This window comes from Elioraea tepidiphila DSM 17972, assembly GCF_000378465.1.
Taxonomy (GTDB): Bacteria; Pseudomonadota; Alphaproteobacteria; order Acetobacterales; family Acetobacteraceae; genus Elioraea; species Elioraea tepidiphila.
The window spans coordinates 88,860-102,250 of sequence record NZ_KB899913.1; the positions used below are offsets into that span (position 1 = coordinate 88,860).

The 13,391-nt window shown below is 73.4% G+C and carries 15 protein-coding genes; 6 read left to right on the forward strand and 9 right to left on the reverse strand.

The features are described from left to right. Window positions 1-89: 89 nt before the first annotated feature. From smc to F563_RS21570, 3 genes are all read right to left on the reverse strand, one after another. A complete protein-coding gene (smc, locus tag F563_RS0104575; protein ID WP_019013467.1) occupies window positions 90-3,584 on the reverse strand; it encodes a chromosome segregation protein SMC in 3,495 nt (1,164 codons plus the stop codon). Between the two features lie 24 nt (window positions 3,585-3,608). After that, a complete protein-coding gene (locus tag F563_RS0104580; RefSeq protein WP_019013468.1) occupies window positions 3,609-4,190 on the reverse strand; it encodes a thioredoxin domain-containing protein in 582 nt (193 codons plus the stop codon). A 138-nt stretch (window positions 4,191-4,328) separates the two neighbouring features. Then, on the reverse strand, window positions 4,329-4,826 hold the full coding sequence (locus tag F563_RS21570; protein WP_051089324.1) for a DUF721 domain-containing protein: 498 nt from the start codon (window positions 4,824-4,826) through the stop codon (window positions 4,329-4,331). A 17-nt stretch (window positions 4,827-4,843) separates the two neighbouring features. Between F563_RS21570 and F563_RS0104590 the strand changes: the two genes are divergently transcribed. Then, a complete protein-coding gene (locus F563_RS0104590) occupies window positions 4,844-5,920 on the forward strand; it encodes an A/G-specific adenine glycosylase (protein WP_019013470.1) in 1,077 nt (358 codons plus the stop codon). Here the strand turns inward: F563_RS0104590 and F563_RS21575 are convergent. Further along, entirely contained in the window at window positions 5,883-6,182 is a 300-nt protein-coding gene (locus tag F563_RS21575; protein ID WP_019013471.1) for a MaoP family protein, read from the reverse strand. The two genes, F563_RS0104590 and F563_RS21575, sit on opposite strands and share 38 nt — an antisense overlap. Window positions 6,183-6,469: 287 nt before the next feature. Between F563_RS21575 and F563_RS0104600 the strand changes: the two genes are divergently transcribed. Beyond that, a complete protein-coding gene (locus tag F563_RS0104600; RefSeq protein ID WP_019013472.1) occupies window positions 6,470-7,450 on the forward strand; it encodes a Bug family tripartite tricarboxylate transporter substrate binding protein in 981 nt (326 codons plus the stop codon). A gap of 128 nt (window positions 7,451-7,578) precedes the next feature. Here F563_RS0104600 and F563_RS21580 read toward each other — a convergent pair whose 3' ends face one another. The 3 genes from F563_RS21580 to F563_RS0104615 form a co-directional block, all read right to left on the reverse strand. Beyond that, complete coding sequence (locus F563_RS21580) at window positions 7,579-8,736, reverse strand: phospholipase effector Tle1 domain-containing protein (protein WP_084596383.1); 1,158 nt, start codon at window positions 8,734-8,736, stop codon at window positions 7,579-7,581. 86 nt (window positions 8,737-8,822) lie between these two features. After that, a complete protein-coding gene (locus F563_RS0104610) occupies window positions 8,823-9,293 on the reverse strand; it encodes a RidA family protein (protein ID WP_019013474.1) in 471 nt (156 codons plus the stop codon). A gap of 98 nt (window positions 9,294-9,391) precedes the next feature. Continuing rightward, on the reverse strand, window positions 9,392-10,753 hold the full coding sequence (locus F563_RS0104615) for a hypothetical protein (protein ID WP_156825063.1): 1,362 nt from the start codon (window positions 10,751-10,753) through the stop codon (window positions 9,392-9,394). 188 nt (window positions 10,754-10,941) lie between these two features. On the opposite strand from F563_RS0104615, the gene F563_RS0104620 reads away from it, so the two are divergent. From F563_RS0104620 to F563_RS0104635, 4 genes are read left to right on the forward strand one after another with little or no spacing between them, the layout of a single operon-like run. Next, complete coding sequence (locus F563_RS0104620) at window positions 10,942-11,313, forward strand: NADH:ubiquinone oxidoreductase subunit NDUFA12 (RefSeq protein WP_035574692.1); 372 nt, start codon at window positions 10,942-10,944, stop codon at window positions 11,311-11,313. Beyond that, the gene (gene mlaD / locus F563_RS0104625; protein ID WP_019013476.1) at window positions 11,310-11,828 is read left to right on the forward strand and encodes an outer membrane lipid asymmetry maintenance protein MlaD; all 519 of its coding nucleotides are present in this window, start codon (window positions 11,310-11,312) and stop codon (window positions 11,826-11,828) included. The genes F563_RS0104620 and mlaD overlap by 4 nt, the downstream gene beginning before the upstream one ends. A gap of 1 nt (window position 11,829) precedes the next feature. After that, window positions 11,830-12,051: a hypothetical protein gene (locus F563_RS0104630; protein WP_019013477.1), complete on the forward strand. Its 222-nt coding sequence runs from the start codon at window positions 11,830-11,832 to the stop codon at window positions 12,049-12,051. Then, complete coding sequence (locus F563_RS0104635) at window positions 12,048-12,404, forward strand: DUF2155 domain-containing protein (RefSeq protein WP_019013478.1); 357 nt, start codon at window positions 12,048-12,050, stop codon at window positions 12,402-12,404. The genes F563_RS0104630 and F563_RS0104635 overlap by 4 nt, the downstream gene beginning before the upstream one ends. Before the next feature lie 4 nt (window positions 12,405-12,408). Here F563_RS0104635 and F563_RS0104640 read toward each other — a convergent pair whose 3' ends face one another. Together F563_RS0104640 and F563_RS0104645 are read right to left on the reverse strand one after the other, a co-directional pair. Then, the gene (locus F563_RS0104640; protein WP_026299333.1) at window positions 12,409-12,786 is read right to left on the reverse strand and encodes a VOC family protein; all 378 of its coding nucleotides are present in this window, start codon (window positions 12,784-12,786) and stop codon (window positions 12,409-12,411) included. Beyond that, complete coding sequence (locus tag F563_RS0104645) at window positions 12,783-13,310, reverse strand: hypothetical protein (RefSeq protein ID WP_035574694.1); 528 nt, start codon at window positions 13,308-13,310, stop codon at window positions 12,783-12,785. Before F563_RS0104645 ends, F563_RS0104640 begins: the two co-directional genes overlap by 4 nt. Window positions 13,311-13,391 lie beyond the last annotated feature (81 nt).

The window sequence follows — 13,391 nt, forward strand, 5'->3', positions numbered from 1 at the left end:
GCGGTTCCCCGCCCGGAAGGCGCGGGCTACCTAGCGGGGGGTTACCGGGGTGTCAAGGAAGCGCGCCGCAGTGCAGCGGCGCGCCTCGGCTACTCCGCCGCGACCGCCGTCGGCACCATCGCCTCGGCCGCCTGGAGATCGACCGAAACCAGCTTGGAGACGCCGCGCTCCGGCATGGTCACGCCATAGAGCCGGTCCATCCGGGCCATGGTCAGCCGGTGGTGCGTGACGATCAGGAACCGCGTCTGGGTCGCGCGCGCGATCTCGTCCAGCATGTTGCAGAAACGATCCACATTCGCATCGTCGAGCGGCGCATCCACCTCGTCCAGCACGCAGATCGGGGCCGGGTTGGTCATGAACACGGCGAAGATCAGGCTGAGCGCCGTCAGCGCCTGCTCGCCGCCCGACAGCAGCGACAGCGTGGTGAGCTTCTTGCCGGGCGGCTGGGCCATGATCTCCAGCCCCGCTTCCAGCGGATCGTCGCTGTCCACCAGCTTCAGATGCGCCGTGCCGCCGCCGAACAGCCGCGTGAACAGCTCCTGGAAGTGCCGGTCCACCTCGGCGAAGCGCGCGGTCAGGCGCTCGCGGCCCTCGCGGTTCAGCGCCGCGATCGCGCCGCGCAGCTTGGCGATCGCGCCGATCAGGTCCTCGCGCTCGGTGTTCAAAGTGGCGATGCGCGCCTCGACCTCGCCCATCTCGTGCTCGGCGGCGAGGTTCACCGGACCCATGCCGTCGCGCTCGCGCGTCAGCCGTTCGAGTTTCTTGGCCGCCGCCTCCTCGGCCTCCTCGTGGGGTGCGGCGACGGCGGCCTTGGCGATCAGCGCCTCGGCCTGGATGTTCAGCCGCTCGATCACCTGGTGCGCGAGATCGAGGGCGGCGATGCGCGCCTGCTTCACGCCCTCCTCGGCGCGCACCAGCGACTCGCGGCGGGCGATGAGCGCGGTCTCGGCCTCGCGGGCGGCGCGGGCGGCCAGCGCCGCCTCGCGCTCGGCGTTGGCGAGCGCGTCGGCGGTGGCGCGACGGGCCGACTCGGCCGCGGACAGCGACTCGAAGGCGGAGGCGCGCTGCGCGGCGAGCTGCGCCGGCCGGTCGGCGAGCGCGGCGCGCTCGGCCTCGGCATCGGCGCGCCGCGCGACGAGCTCCGCCTCGCGTGCCCCGGCCTCAGCGGCGCGTTCGGCCCAGGCGGCGCGCTCCTCGGCGATCGCACGGCGGCGCGCGGCGAGCGCCGCGGCCTCGCGGCGCGCCACTTCCAGGGCCGCGCGCGCCTCCGATTCGATGCGGCGCGCGTCGGAGAGCGCGGCCCGCGCCTCCGCCCGCGCGGCCTCGGCCTCGGCGAGCGGCGGCAGCGTCGCCTGAGCCTCGCGATGCGCGGCGAGGGTCGCCTCGGCCTCGGCGGTCTCGGCGGCGACGCGCTCCTCCTGCGGCGTGAGCGCCGCAAGGCGCGAGGAGGCGGCGGTGGCGCGGTTCGTCAGGCTCGCGAGTTCGTTGCGCGCGGTTTCGACCCGACGCTCGGCGTCGCGGCGGGTGCTGCGCGCGGTCTGCTCGCGGGCGACCGCGCGCGCCTCCTCGGCGGCCGCCTGCTCGTGCGCCTGGCGCGCGGCGGAGGCGGCGAACTCCGCGTCGGCGAGCCGACCGCGCAGGGCCGCGAGCCGGTTGCGCTGCGCGAGCCGCGCCGCGGCCGCGGTCGGCGTGCCCGCCTTCACGGCGTAGCCGTCCCAGCGCCAGGTGGCGCCGTCGCGGCTGACCAGGATCTGGCCCGGCCGCAGCGCGGGGGCCAAGCGCTCGCCGGTGGCGGTGTCCTCGACCAGCCCGACCTGCGAGAGCGCGCGCGCGAGCGCCGCCGGCGCCTCGACCAGCGAAGCGAGCGGGGTGCAACCCAAAGGCAGCGGCTGGGCAGGCACGATCGGCGGCAGGGCGCGCCAGTGGCGCGGCGCGGCGGCATCCGCCGGCGCCTCCAGCGCCTCGCCCAGGGCCGCGCCGAGCGCGGTCTCCAAGCCCTCGGGCACGGTCACCGCATCGACCAGCGGCGGCCAGAGATCGTCCTCGCGCACCGCCAGCACCTCGCGCAGGGCGGCGACCTCGGCGGCGAGGCGGGTGCGGTCGGCGTCGGCCGCCTGGGCGGCGCGCGCAGCCTCGGCGGCGGCGGCATGGGCGGCGGCGCGGGCCGACTCGGCGGCCTCGACCTCGGCGCGCGCGGCGGCGAGGAGGCGCTCGGCCTCGGCGAGCGCGGCACCGGCGTGGTCGAGTGCCGACGCCTCGACCATCTGCTGTTCCAAGTTGGCCCGCTCGCGGCCGAGCCGGGCGCGCTGATCGGCGAGCCGCAGCAGCGCCTGCTCGGCAGCGCGGATCTGCCCGGCGAGCGCCTGGGCCTTGGCGGCGATCGCCGCAGCGTGCTCGGTTGCGGCCTGGGCGGCCGTCTCCAGCGCGGCGACGCGGGCATGCGCCTCGCCGGCCGCCTGCTCGGCCGCGGTGATGCGCGCGGGGGCCTCGGCCTCCTCGGGGGCGAGCCGGGCATCCTCCTCCGCGAGCCGCGACTCCGCGCCCTGCGCATCGGCGGCGAGCTTGCCCGCATGGGCGAGGTCGGTCGCGATCTGGGCGAGGCGCTGCTCGGCCGCGGCGAGCGCGCCCTTGGCGGCCTTCTCCTCGGCCTCGATCCGAGCGGCCTCGGCGCGCGCGCGCTCGACCGCGGTGCGCGCCTCGGCATCCGCCTCGCGGAGCGGCGGCAGCGCGGCCTCGGTCTCGGCGGCGCGCCCGGCGGCGGCGGCCGAGGCTTCCGTCAGTTCGGCGACCGCGCGCTCGGCCTCGCGCAGCGCGGCCTCGGCCTCGGCCTCGGCTCCGGCGGCCCGGGCGAGCCGCGCGGCGTAGAGCATCTCCTCGGTCTCGCGCAGCTGGGTGGCGATGTTGCGGTACCGGGTCGCCTGGCGCGCCTGCTTCTTCAGCGTCTGGAGCTGCACATCCAGCGTGCCGAGCACGTCATCGGCGCGGGCGAGGTTCTGCTCGGCCGCGCGGAGCTTCAGCTCGGCCTCGTGGCGACGCGCGTGCAGCCCCGTGATGCCGGCGGCCTCCTCCAGCAGCGCGCGGCGGTCCTCGGGCCGCGCGTTGACGATCGCCGAGACCTTGCCCTGGCTGACCATGGCGGTGGAGCGCGCGCCGGTGGCGCTGTCGGCGAACAGGAGCTGGACGTCGCGCGCGCGCCACTCCTTGCCGTTCACCCGGTAGGTCGAGCCCTGGCCGCGCTCGATCTTCCGGCTGACCTCGAGTTCCAGCGGCGCATCGTCCGGCGCCTCGGTGGCGAGGGCGGAAGGCGCCTCGCCGGGCGGGGCCTCGAGCGACAGCATGACCTCGGCGTAGCTGCGCGGCGGCCGGGCCGCAGTGCCAGCGAAGATCACGTCCTCCATCTCGCCGCCGCGCAACGACTTGGCGGAGGTCTCGCCCATGGCCCAGCGCACCGCCTCGACGATGTTCGACTTGCCGCAGCCGTTCGGGCCGACGATGCCGGTCAGCCCCGGCAGGATCTCGACCGTGGTCGGATCGACAAAGCTCTTGAAGCCGGAGAGACGCAGACGCGCGAAGCGAAGGGCCAAGGGGGGTGGCGCTCCTCTGCCGGATCAGGCGGACACGCCGGCCTCGCGCGCGAACCGATCGAACGGGATCGCGCCGGAGACGCCGGGCACGCGGTTGTTGAAGATGAAGGTGGGGGTGGCATTCACCTGGTGCTGCTGTTCGCCGCGCAGGCGGATCTCCAGCACCCCGCGCTGGAGCGCCTCGTTGCGCATGGCCGCATCGAAGGTCTCGCGGCTCATGCCGGCCAGCGCGGCGATCTTGGCGATCTCGTCCACGAAGCCCTGGCGTGCCCATTGCGCCTGGGTGCGGAACAGCATGTCGATGAACGCGGCATGGCGGTCGGGCGGCAGGGCGCGCGCGATCATGGAGCCGAGCAGCCCGGGCTGGTCGAGTGGGAAGTCGTTCTGCACCAGCCGGACCTTGCCGCTATCGATCAGGTCGGACTTCACCCGCGGCAGTGTCTCGCGGTGGAAGGCCGCGCAGTGGACGCAGGTCAGCGAGAAATACTCGATCACGGTGACCGGCGCGTCCGCCCGACCGAGCGCGCGCTCGGCCAGCATGGCCTCGATCGGCGGCAGGGTCTGGGCGCGCGCTGGCAGCGCCGTGACGGTGGCGGTTGCAGCCACAAAGCCTAGTAGGTTGCGACGGTCGAACACGGCGATCTCCGCAAGATGTGGTGGTTATACCGTCCGCCAGGGGACGGCGTCGAGGGTTGAGACTGGGGCAGAACCGGGCGAGCGCGCGCGTCACGTCGGCGCGAGAGCTCAGCGTCCGGCGATCGCCCGGCCGAGCCGCGCCATGGCCTCGCGCAGCGGACCTTCGGGGACCTCGGCAAGGGCAGCCTCCATGCGCGCGAGGGCTTGCGAATCGGGGGCGCGGCGGGGCGGCAGCGGGGCCTGTACCTGGGTCTCGGCGAAGCCGGGGGCGGACTGGATGAACCTGAGCCGCGCCACAGCGCCCGGCCCGAGATGGGCGTTGATGCGCTCGATGAGCTGCGGGGCGAGGTGCTGAAGCTCCAGCGCCACGGGTCCGGCGGCGCGGATGGTCAGCACGCGGGCGCCCTTGCCGCCGGACAGGCGCTCGGGCGCGGTGACGGCGGCCAGCGCGGGCCCGACCACCTGCGGCCAGTCGAGTGCCAGGCGGGCGGTCGCGGCCTGGACCCGGCCGGCGAGCGGGCGTGCCACCTTCGCGAGCAGCCGCGCGACCGGGACCGGGCCCACCGCCAGGCGAACATCGTCCCGCTTGTCGTCCTGCGTTGTCACGGCCACCGTCCCTTCGCATGCACCCTAGCACGCCCGACGCCGCGCTCCTGCTCGCCTGGTACGATCGGCACCGGCGGGATCTGCCCTGGCGCGCGCGTCCGGGCGAACCGGCCGATCCGTATGCCGTGTGGCTGTCCGAGGTAATGCTGCAACAGACCACGGTGGCGGCGGTCGGGCCGCGTTTCGCCCGGTTCCTGGCGCGGTTCCCGACGGTCGAGGCGCTGGCGGCCGCACCCTGGGAGGCGGTCGCGCAAGAATGGGCCGGGCTCGGCTACTACGCGCGGGCGCGCAACCTGCACGCGGCGGCGAAGGCGGTGGCGGCGCGCGGTGGGTTTCCGCAGGACGAGGCGGGGCTGGCCGAGCTTCCGGGCGTGGGGGCCTACACGGCGGCGGCGGTGGCGGCGATCGCCTTCGGGCGTCCTGCCGTGCCGGTGGACGGCAATGTCGAGCGGGTGATGGCGCGCGTGTTCGCCGTCGAGGCGCCGCTGCCGGGGGCGAAGGGGCGGGTCGCGACGCTCGCGCGCGAGGTCGGGGCGCAGGCGGCGGCGCGGGCGCGGCCGGGGGATTTCGCGCAGGCGCTGTTCGATCTCGGCGCGACCCTGTGCACGCCGCGCCGGCCGGCCTGTGCGCTTTGCCCCTGGCGGGGCATGTGTGCCGGGGCGGCAGCGGGGCTGGCGGAGTCGCTGCCGCGCAAGGCGCCGAAGCCCGAGCGCCCGCAGCGGCACGGCGTGGCGTTCTGGCTCGAGGACGCGGCAGGGCGCGTCTTGTTGCAACGGCGTCCGGCGCGCGGATTGCTGGGCGGGATGCTGGAGCTGCCGGGCACGCCGTGGCGCGAGGAGGCGTGGAGCGAAGCCGAGGCGGCGGGACACGCCCCCGCACCGGCCGCCTGGGTGCCGGCGGGCAAAGTGCGGCACGTGTTCACGCATTTCGCGCTCGACCTCGTGGTGTGGGCCGGCCGGGTCGCCGCATTGCCGGCGGGCGGCGAGACGGTGGCGCGCGGCGAAGTGCTGACCGCCGGGTTGCCGGGCGTGATGGCGAAGGCGGCGCGCGCCGCGCTCACGGTTTCCGCGGACGCGGGGTCGGTTTCAGGCTGAGGCGTGCGGCTGCGCGGCGGCGCGCGTCAGGAATGAGGCTTGCGCGGGCGGCCTCGGCGTCGAGCGCGCGCGTGACCCGGGTCGCGCGTCGGCGCCAGAGGGCGAAGGCGCGTTCATGTTCGGTGCGGGGTGGCGTTTCGCCGCGCGCGGCGGCGACGAACTGGCGTTGGGCGGGGGTCGAGGGGATGCGCCGCCCGTCGGCGAGGGCGAGGTAGAAGGGCAGGTGCTTTCGGATCAGGGCGGCGAAGCGGGCCTCGTCCATGGAGCCGAGCGTAGCACGCCGCGCATGTCGTCACGTTGCGCCTCGATCGCCCCACGCGCCGCGCGCAGGGCCGCACGCGACAGGATCGACCGCGCGAACCGCAGGATGAGCTGTGCACAGGTCGGACTCGGACGCGTCCCGCCCCGGCAGGCGCGCACGCCCTGAGAGAGCGCGACCCATCTGAGGTCTGGCGGCGTCGCGCCGATGACGATATGTCAAGGAGATCAAAAGGCCGCGCAGCCTCGCCCCGGGGCCCAAGCGCCGCAGAAACAAGGGAGACGCCCTCGATGCCGACTCGCCGTCAGACCCTGTCCCTTGCCCTTGCCGCCGGGCTCACGCCGTCGGTCGTGCGCGCGCAGGCGTGGAGGCCCTCGCGGCCGATCCGCCTGATCGTGCCCTTCGCTCCCGGCGGCTCGAACGACATCGTCGGCCGCATCATCGCCGAGGCCGCGGCGCAGACGCTCGGCCAGCCGATCGTGATCGAGAACCGGGCGGGCGCGGGCAGCATGATCGGCGCCGAGCTCGTCGCGCGCGCCGCGCCGGACGGGCACACGATCCTCATCAACAGCGCCCATGCCACGGTGCCCGCGATCGTCGCCCGGGTGCCGTACGACTCGGTGACCGATTTCGTCGGCCTCGCGGTCGGCGGGTTCTCGCCGCATGTGCTGGTCGTCAATCCGCAGGTGCAGGCGCGCACGGCGCAGGAGCTGGTGGCGCTGCTGAAGGCCAATCCGGGACGCTTCAATTTCGGCTCGGCCGGGATCGGCAGCGGCGTGCATGTCGCCGCCGAACTGTTCCGCTCGATCACCCAGGTGAACGTGGAGATCGTGCAGTATCGCGGCGGCGGACCGAGCGTGGTCGCGCTGGTCGCGGGCGAGGTCCAGGTCGGCTCGCCCACCATGGCCTCGTCGATCGGCCAGGTGCGGGCCGGCGGCCTGCGCGCGCTCGCCGTGCTGAGCGAGCAGCGCAGTCAGGCGCTGCCCGACGTGCCGAGCGCGCCCGAGGCCGGAATCCCGGGCGTGATCCACGAGGAGTTCTTCCCGATCCTCGCTCCGGCCGGCACGCCGGCTCCGATTGCGGCGGCGCTCGGGAGCGCCTTCCAGACCGCGATCCAGCAGAACGCGGGGCGGCTCACCGAGCTCGCCGGCGTGACGCCGCGGGCCGGCTACGAGACCTCCGAGCAGGTGATGGCCCTCGTGCGCGAAGGCGTCGAGCGCTACTCGAAGATCCTGCGCGATGCTGGCGTGCCGCTGCAGGAGCCGAGCTAGCCGAGGCGGGCGCGGCTGCAACCGGAGTCTCTCCCGCATCGCGGGAGAGGGAACCCCGTGGTGACGCGACAATCGCTCTCCCTCCGAGAGAGGGTGAGGGTGCTTCGGACCGGCGCGCGCCCGCTCCTTCAGGCGAGCATCGTGCCGCGATCGTCGGGATGCGCGGCCGTCCAGGTCGCGAGCCGCGTCTCCAGCTCCGGGATGTTGCGTGGCCGATAGTCGGCCAGGTCGCGGCAGCGCCGCCACACGCTCGCATGGATCGTCGTGCCCGGTGTCGCCACGTCGCGGAAGTGCCGGCTGCCGAGCCATCGATAGAGCCCCTTGTACTCGTCGCCCATCGCCGCCCGGTGCGACGCCCCGGGCTCGGTCGGGAAGCCGATCCGCGCGAGATAGTCGCGATCGAGATCGAGACCGCAGCGCATCGCCCGCTCCGCCATCCAGGCGAGCGCAATGTCGGAGAGCGCGTGATCGGCGTAGCCGCCACCGACATTGCAATGCGCGCCGGCGAACCATGTCTGCTCCATCTCGCCGCGCCAGTCCTTCGGGAGCTGCCAGACCGCCGGCGCGAAGCTCTTGCGATGCTCGTCGATCGCCAGCGCCTGATAGGCGTGGCGCACCGCATGGCCGATCTCGGTGTTGTGGAAGCGGAAGCGCCGGTTCAGGACGTTGAACACGCCGCCCGGCACGCCGAGCGCGCCGACCGTGTCCCAAACACCGACGCAGTCGATCACCGGGCGCGGCATCTCGATGGCGCGGGAGTGGAACGGGTGCGCGGCGCGCAGCTCCGGCCGGCGCGGATCGATCCGGTAGTAGTCATAGCCGTCCATCAGATCACCGAGCTTGGTCTTCTCGATCAGCCCGATCGTGCCGATCAGCCCGGCGAGGCTGCGCACCGTGTAGGCGCCGCGGCTGAAGCCGAACAGATAGATCCGGTCGCGCTCGGCCTCGTTGCCGTGCCGGGCCCAGTCGTAATTGTTGCCGATGAAACGATACGCCTCCTGCACGTTCCGCGAGAGCCCGCGTCCCGTCACTCCGTCGATGAAGCGGTACAGCCAGCCATCGGTGCCGACGCCGCGCCGGTAATATACCACCTGCGGCGTGCCGTCCGCCGCCGTCGGCTTGATCGCACGCAGCAGGCGCAGCACGTTGGTCGAGCGGCCGCGTGTCTTCGGACTTTCCGGTTGGTTCCAGGTTCCGTCTGCACAGACAATGATCCGCTTGCCCATATATCCCCCCCCAAAGCTCATCGGGAGATGATGATAGCATCGAGCGGGCTGTCGAGGCATAACGTCTTCGAAATGGACGCGGCAACCCGGGCGGTGGGCCTTCGACGACGGAGGTGAGGCGCCTGAGACGAAGGGCCGAAGGCCCCTCACCCCGCCAGGACGAACATCCCTTCCACTTCCGTTGCGGCATCCCCGGGCAGACACGGCACGCCGATCGTCGTGCGCGCGTGCCGCCCCGCATCGCCGAACACGGCGACGCACAGATCCGACGCGCCGTTCATCACCTGCGCCTGCTGCGTGAACTCCGGCGGGCATGAGATGAACCCGCCAAGCCGCACCGCGTGCTTCACCCGATCCAGGTCCCCGCCGCACGCGGCCTTCAGTTGCGCGAGCACGTTGATGAAGCAGAGCCGACAGCTCTCCTGCCCCTGTTCGATTGTCAGGCCGGCGCCCACCTTGCCGGTGACGGCGATCCTGCCGTCCTTCAGCGGCACCTGGCCCGAGATCACGACAAGAGTCCCCGCGAGCACGAACGGCACGTAATTCGCCATCGGCGCCGCTGCCTCCGGCAGCACGATGCCGAGCTCCTTCAGGCGCGCCTCGATCCTTCCGGCCATGTGCGGTCTCCCCTTTACGGTTGCATGCCGACCCCGGACTTCCGGGCATGGTCACGCCCACGGCTCCATTCAGCCGGGGGCGATCTGGTCTAGCCGCGTCAATGCGCGTGGGCCAGAGCGTGCGGAGAGTGCGCGGGTGGCCGCCGCGGTTTCGCCGGGGCGGCGACGTCCAACCCGAGCCGCAGGAACGGCGCCACGGCGAGCGCCATCGCCTCGCGCGCCGACGGCTCGGCCCCTTCCGCCAGCGCGGCGCGCAGCCGTGCGGGCAGGAACGGCGCCTCGTCCGCCGTCCCGGCACCGATCGCGTGGCGTTCGAGCCCAGCGAGGAGCGGATCATCGGGCGGCAGCCTGACGCCGGGCGCGGCGAGCGCCACGGCATGGGCGAGCGACACGGCACCGCGCAGATGCGGTTCGACCGACTCCGGCCTGACGCCGAGAGCCACCAGCCGCGCCAACGCGGCATGCGGCGCGCCCGACAGGGTCCCGCGCCCGACGATATGGGCCATGGCCGCGTCCCGCTCGCTGGCGGGCAGTCCGAGTGCGAGGATCGCCCGCGCGGCGGCGGGCGCAAGCGTCCGCCGCGGCCGTCCGTCCGGACCGTCGACCGAGCGCACGATCGACACGACCGGCGCATGCCCCGCGCTGTCGGCGCCGAGCAGCCGCTCGACCTGGTCGGCGGGCCGCAGCGCGACCAGCCCAAGCACGCGCAGCCCATGCCGGCGCGCCGCGACCAAACCGCGCTCCAGCGCGGCGGAGGCCGCGCCGGCGAGGCCCGCCTCCGCCCCCGGCGGCAGCGCAGCGATGGTGGCCTCGAGGGCGCGCAGCACGCCAGCCCGCCGGTCGGTCCAGGCCGGGCAGGGCCCAAGCCGGAGCGCGAGCGCCGCGGACGCCTCGGCCGCCGCGCCGAGCACCACGGCCAGCAGCGCCGCGGCAGTCGCACGGCCCTCGGGCCAAGCATAGGGCACACCGGCGGCCATCAGCGCGCCCGCCAGATTGGCGGGAATGACGGCAACGGCACGCACCGGATCGGGCGGCCCCGCGATCTCCAGCGCGGTGACGGCCGCGGCAGCGGCGCGACCCAAGGCGCCAGCCGCGATGCTCTGGTCGGGTTCGACGAACGCGGCTAGGTCGAGCAGCCAGGCGCGCTCGCGCCCGCGGGGACCGTGCCAGAGCGCCTCGGCCGGCAGCCCCCGGCGCAGCGCCGCTTGGTGCCGCAGCGCATCGGCCCAAAGCCCGGCCTCGACGCGCCCCGGAAGGGCGCCGCGCGCCAACCCCAGGCGGATCCAGTCGCGCAGCAGCGGCTCGATCGCGGCGGCGAGCGAAGGCGCCGGCGACAACCCGGCAAAGGCGGCGGCCGCATCGTCGTCATAGGCCGGCGGCAGCAGCACCACGCGCCCCGCCCGGCCGTCGGGACCGACCCGGTGAGGAAGGGCAGCGTAACCGTCCCAGGACTCGCTCATGCCGCTCCGGGCGCAGGGGCCTTGGTCGTCGGGCCAAACGATAGCCCGGCCGCCGTGTCGGGGGAAGCTTATCTTGCGGTTGCCTCCAGCCCCGCACACCAGATGCGGTAGGTCCGTGCGGCTGGACGCGACCCTACCCCGCATGCGAAAAACCCGCGCCCCAGATGGCGAAGGAAGCACTCGCGGCCATGACGATCGGCACCCGCCTGTTCACGCGCTGGCGCGGCCGCAAGGTCGGCACCGACCGGTTCGGCAACACCTATTATGAGGAGCGCCGCGCCCGCCCCGGCATGCGTCAGCGCCGCTGGGTGATGTACGCGCGCGAGGCCGAGGCGTCGGAAGTGCCGCCAGAGTGGCATGCCTGGCTGCACTACACCACGGACGCGCCGTTGCCCGAGGACAGGCGCTACCCTTGGCAGCAGGAGCATCAGCCCAACCTCACCGGAACAGCGGCGGCTTACCGCCCGCCTGGCCATGAGCTCGAGGGCGGCCGACGCGCCCGCGCCACCGGCGACTATGAGGCCTGGACGCCCGACATGGACACCGCGCCCCCCCGATGAACCGCAGGAATGTCGCCGAGATCCTCGCCGGAGCGCTCGTGCTCGCGGTCGCCGCTGTGTTCCTGTTCTACGCGGTCACGCATTCAGGCCGCTCCTTCACGCAGGGCTACGTGCTGACCGCGAAGTTCGACCGCATCGACGGGCTGTCGCAGGGGGCGGATGTCCGGCTCTCGGGCGTCAAGATCGGCAGCGTGGTCGATCAACGTATCGACCGCGAGACCTATCTCGCGGTGGTGACCATGCAGATCGATCCGGGAATCCAGCTTCCGGTCGACACCTCGGCCGAGATCACTTCCGAGAGCCTGCTCGGCGGCCGCTACATCGCGCTGGTGCCTGGCGGTGCGGACAGGATGTTGGCGCCCGGCGGCGTGATCGAGGCGACCCAGTCGGCGGTCAGCCTGGAGGCGCTGCTCGGTCGCTTCATCTTCAGCGTCACCGATCTGGTCGCGACCGTCGGGCGGGAGGCGGAGCAGCAGCGCGGCACGCCGGCCCCTCCGGCGCGTCCCGGAGGCTGAGATGGGCGCGGCCCCGCCGCGACTGTGGCTGCAGCCCGACGGCGCCCCGGTCTCCTGCCGCGAGAAGATTAAGGTGCTAGAGGAGAACTGGCAGGAACTCGCCGAGACGCTGCGCGACACCTATGAGGACGCAGTGCTCATGGGTGTCGATCCGGCGGAGATGAAGCGTCTGCTCGCCGAACTGGTCGAGGGCCTGAGAGCGCCGGGTCCGGGGGCGCGATGAGACGGCTGGTACTGGCGTTCACGCTGGCCGCGATGCCGGCGCTCGCCCAGGGTCCCGGCTGGATCCCGGGCCAGACCGCCGAGTTGCAGGCGCTCGACAAGGTCACGGCGCGCATCTCCACCATCGAGGCGCGGGTCGGCCAGACGGTCCGATTCGGGACGCTGGAGATCGAGGTCGCCGCCTGCCATCGCCGCCCGCCGGACGAGCAGCCCGACGCGGCCGCGTGGCTGACGGTGAAGGATAACCGTTTGAACGGGCAGCGCGTGTTCGCGGGATGGATGTTCGCCGCAAGCCCGGCGCTGAACATGCTCGAGCACGCGGTGTATGACCTCCGCGTGCTCGAGTGCCGGTGACGGATCAGGCCGACAGCTTGCAGTAGGCTTCGAGGCGGTAGCCGTCGGGGTCGGTGACGAAGGCCGCGTAGTAGTCGGGTGCGTAGTCGGTGCGCAGCCCGGGCGCGCCGTTGTCCGCCCCGCCCTGCGCCACCGCCGCCGCGTGGAAGGCATCGACGCTCGCGCGCGTCGGCGCCCCGAAGCAGACATGCAGGCCGGATTGCGGATCGGCCGGAACCGGGCGATCCACCTTCAGGATCCAGAGTTGCACGGCCTCGCTCCCGTAGCCGAGAGAGCCCGCATCCGCGCTCAGGCAGCGATGCCCGAGCGGGGCGAGGACCGCGTCGTAGAAGTGCCGCGCGCGGGCGATGTCCGACACACCGAGGGACAGATGGTCGATCATGCGCATGCCTCCGCAAGCGGGCGTGCCGCGCGCGCGGTGACGCGCCGGACCCTGAAATCGGCCTGGAGCCCCCAGGTCCGGCCGCTGTCGCGCGACCGTTCGCCAAGCCAGCGGAACGAGTCCGGCGTCATCTCGGCGAAGCTCCATCGTACGGCCTCACCGGTGTCGGTCCAGCCGGTCTGCACGATGCCGCCATCGCGCGCCCTGCCGGTCTGGCGCGCGTAGTACTGCTTCAGCGGGTCGTGCCAGAGGATGTGCCAGGCATCGAGCGCGGAATCGTAGATGCGCAGGGTGGTGCCGTGGAACAGCCCGGGCAGGATCCAGACGTCCTGAAGGGCACGGCCGGCCAGCACCCAGGATGCGTGCACCTCGCCGATGCCGCGATGCGCGGCGCCGTCGTCACCATGCACCGTCGCGTGCATGGTCCAGCTGCCGACCAGGAAGGCGTAGAGCCCCATCCGCTCCGCCAGGTCCGGGGCCGGACCATCGGCGTGCAGGGCGTCGAGGAAGGAAGAGGCGATCATCGTCATGTCCGTTGCCGCTGTCGGGAGCCACGGCTGTAGACCCGGACAGGCAGCGCTTCTTGGGGAAAGTTGCTATCCTGT

Bases quoted from the DNA above. Each gene is read 5' to 3' on its own strand.
- F563_RS0104635 (WP_019013478.1), top strand. From the start codon at position 12,048: ATGAGACGGCTGGTACTGGCGTTCACGCTGGCCGCGATGCCGGCGCTC.
- F563_RS21575 (WP_019013471.1), bottom strand. From the start codon at position 6,182: ATGGACGAGGCCCGCTTCGCCGCCCTGATCCGAAAGCACCTGCCCTTC.
- F563_RS0104620 (WP_035574692.1), top strand. From the start codon at position 10,942: ATGACGATCGGCACCCGCCTGTTCACGCGCTGGCGCGGCCGCAAGGTC.
- F563_RS0104640 (WP_026299333.1), bottom strand. From the start codon at position 12,786: ATGATCGACCATCTGTCCCTCGGTGTGTCGGACATCGCCCGCGCGCGG.
- F563_RS0104610 (WP_019013474.1), bottom strand. From the start codon at position 9,293: ATGGCCGGAAGGATCGAGGCGCGCCTGAAGGAGCTCGGCATCGTGCTG.
- F563_RS21580 (WP_084596383.1), bottom strand. From the start codon at position 8,736: ATGCCTCGACAGCCCGCTCGATGCTATCATCATCTCCCGATGAGCTTT.
- F563_RS0104600 (WP_019013472.1), top strand. From the start codon at position 6,470: ATGCCGACTCGCCGTCAGACCCTGTCCCTTGCCCTTGCCGCCGGGCTC.
- mlaD (WP_019013476.1), top strand. From the start codon at position 11,310: ATGAACCGCAGGAATGTCGCCGAGATCCTCGCCGGAGCGCTCGTGCTC.
- F563_RS0104590 (WP_019013470.1), top strand. From the start codon at position 4,844: ATGCACCCTAGCACGCCCGACGCCGCGCTCCTGCTCGCCTGGTACGAT.
- F563_RS0104645 (WP_035574694.1), bottom strand. From the start codon at position 13,310: ATGATCGCCTCTTCCTTCCTCGACGCCCTGCACGCCGATGGTCCGGCC.
- F563_RS0104630 (WP_019013477.1), top strand. From the start codon at position 11,830: ATGGGCGCGGCCCCGCCGCGACTGTGGCTGCAGCCCGACGGCGCCCCG.
- F563_RS0104615 (WP_156825063.1), bottom strand. From the start codon at position 10,753: ATGAGCGAGTCCTGGGACGGTTACGCTGCCCTTCCTCACCGGGTCGGT.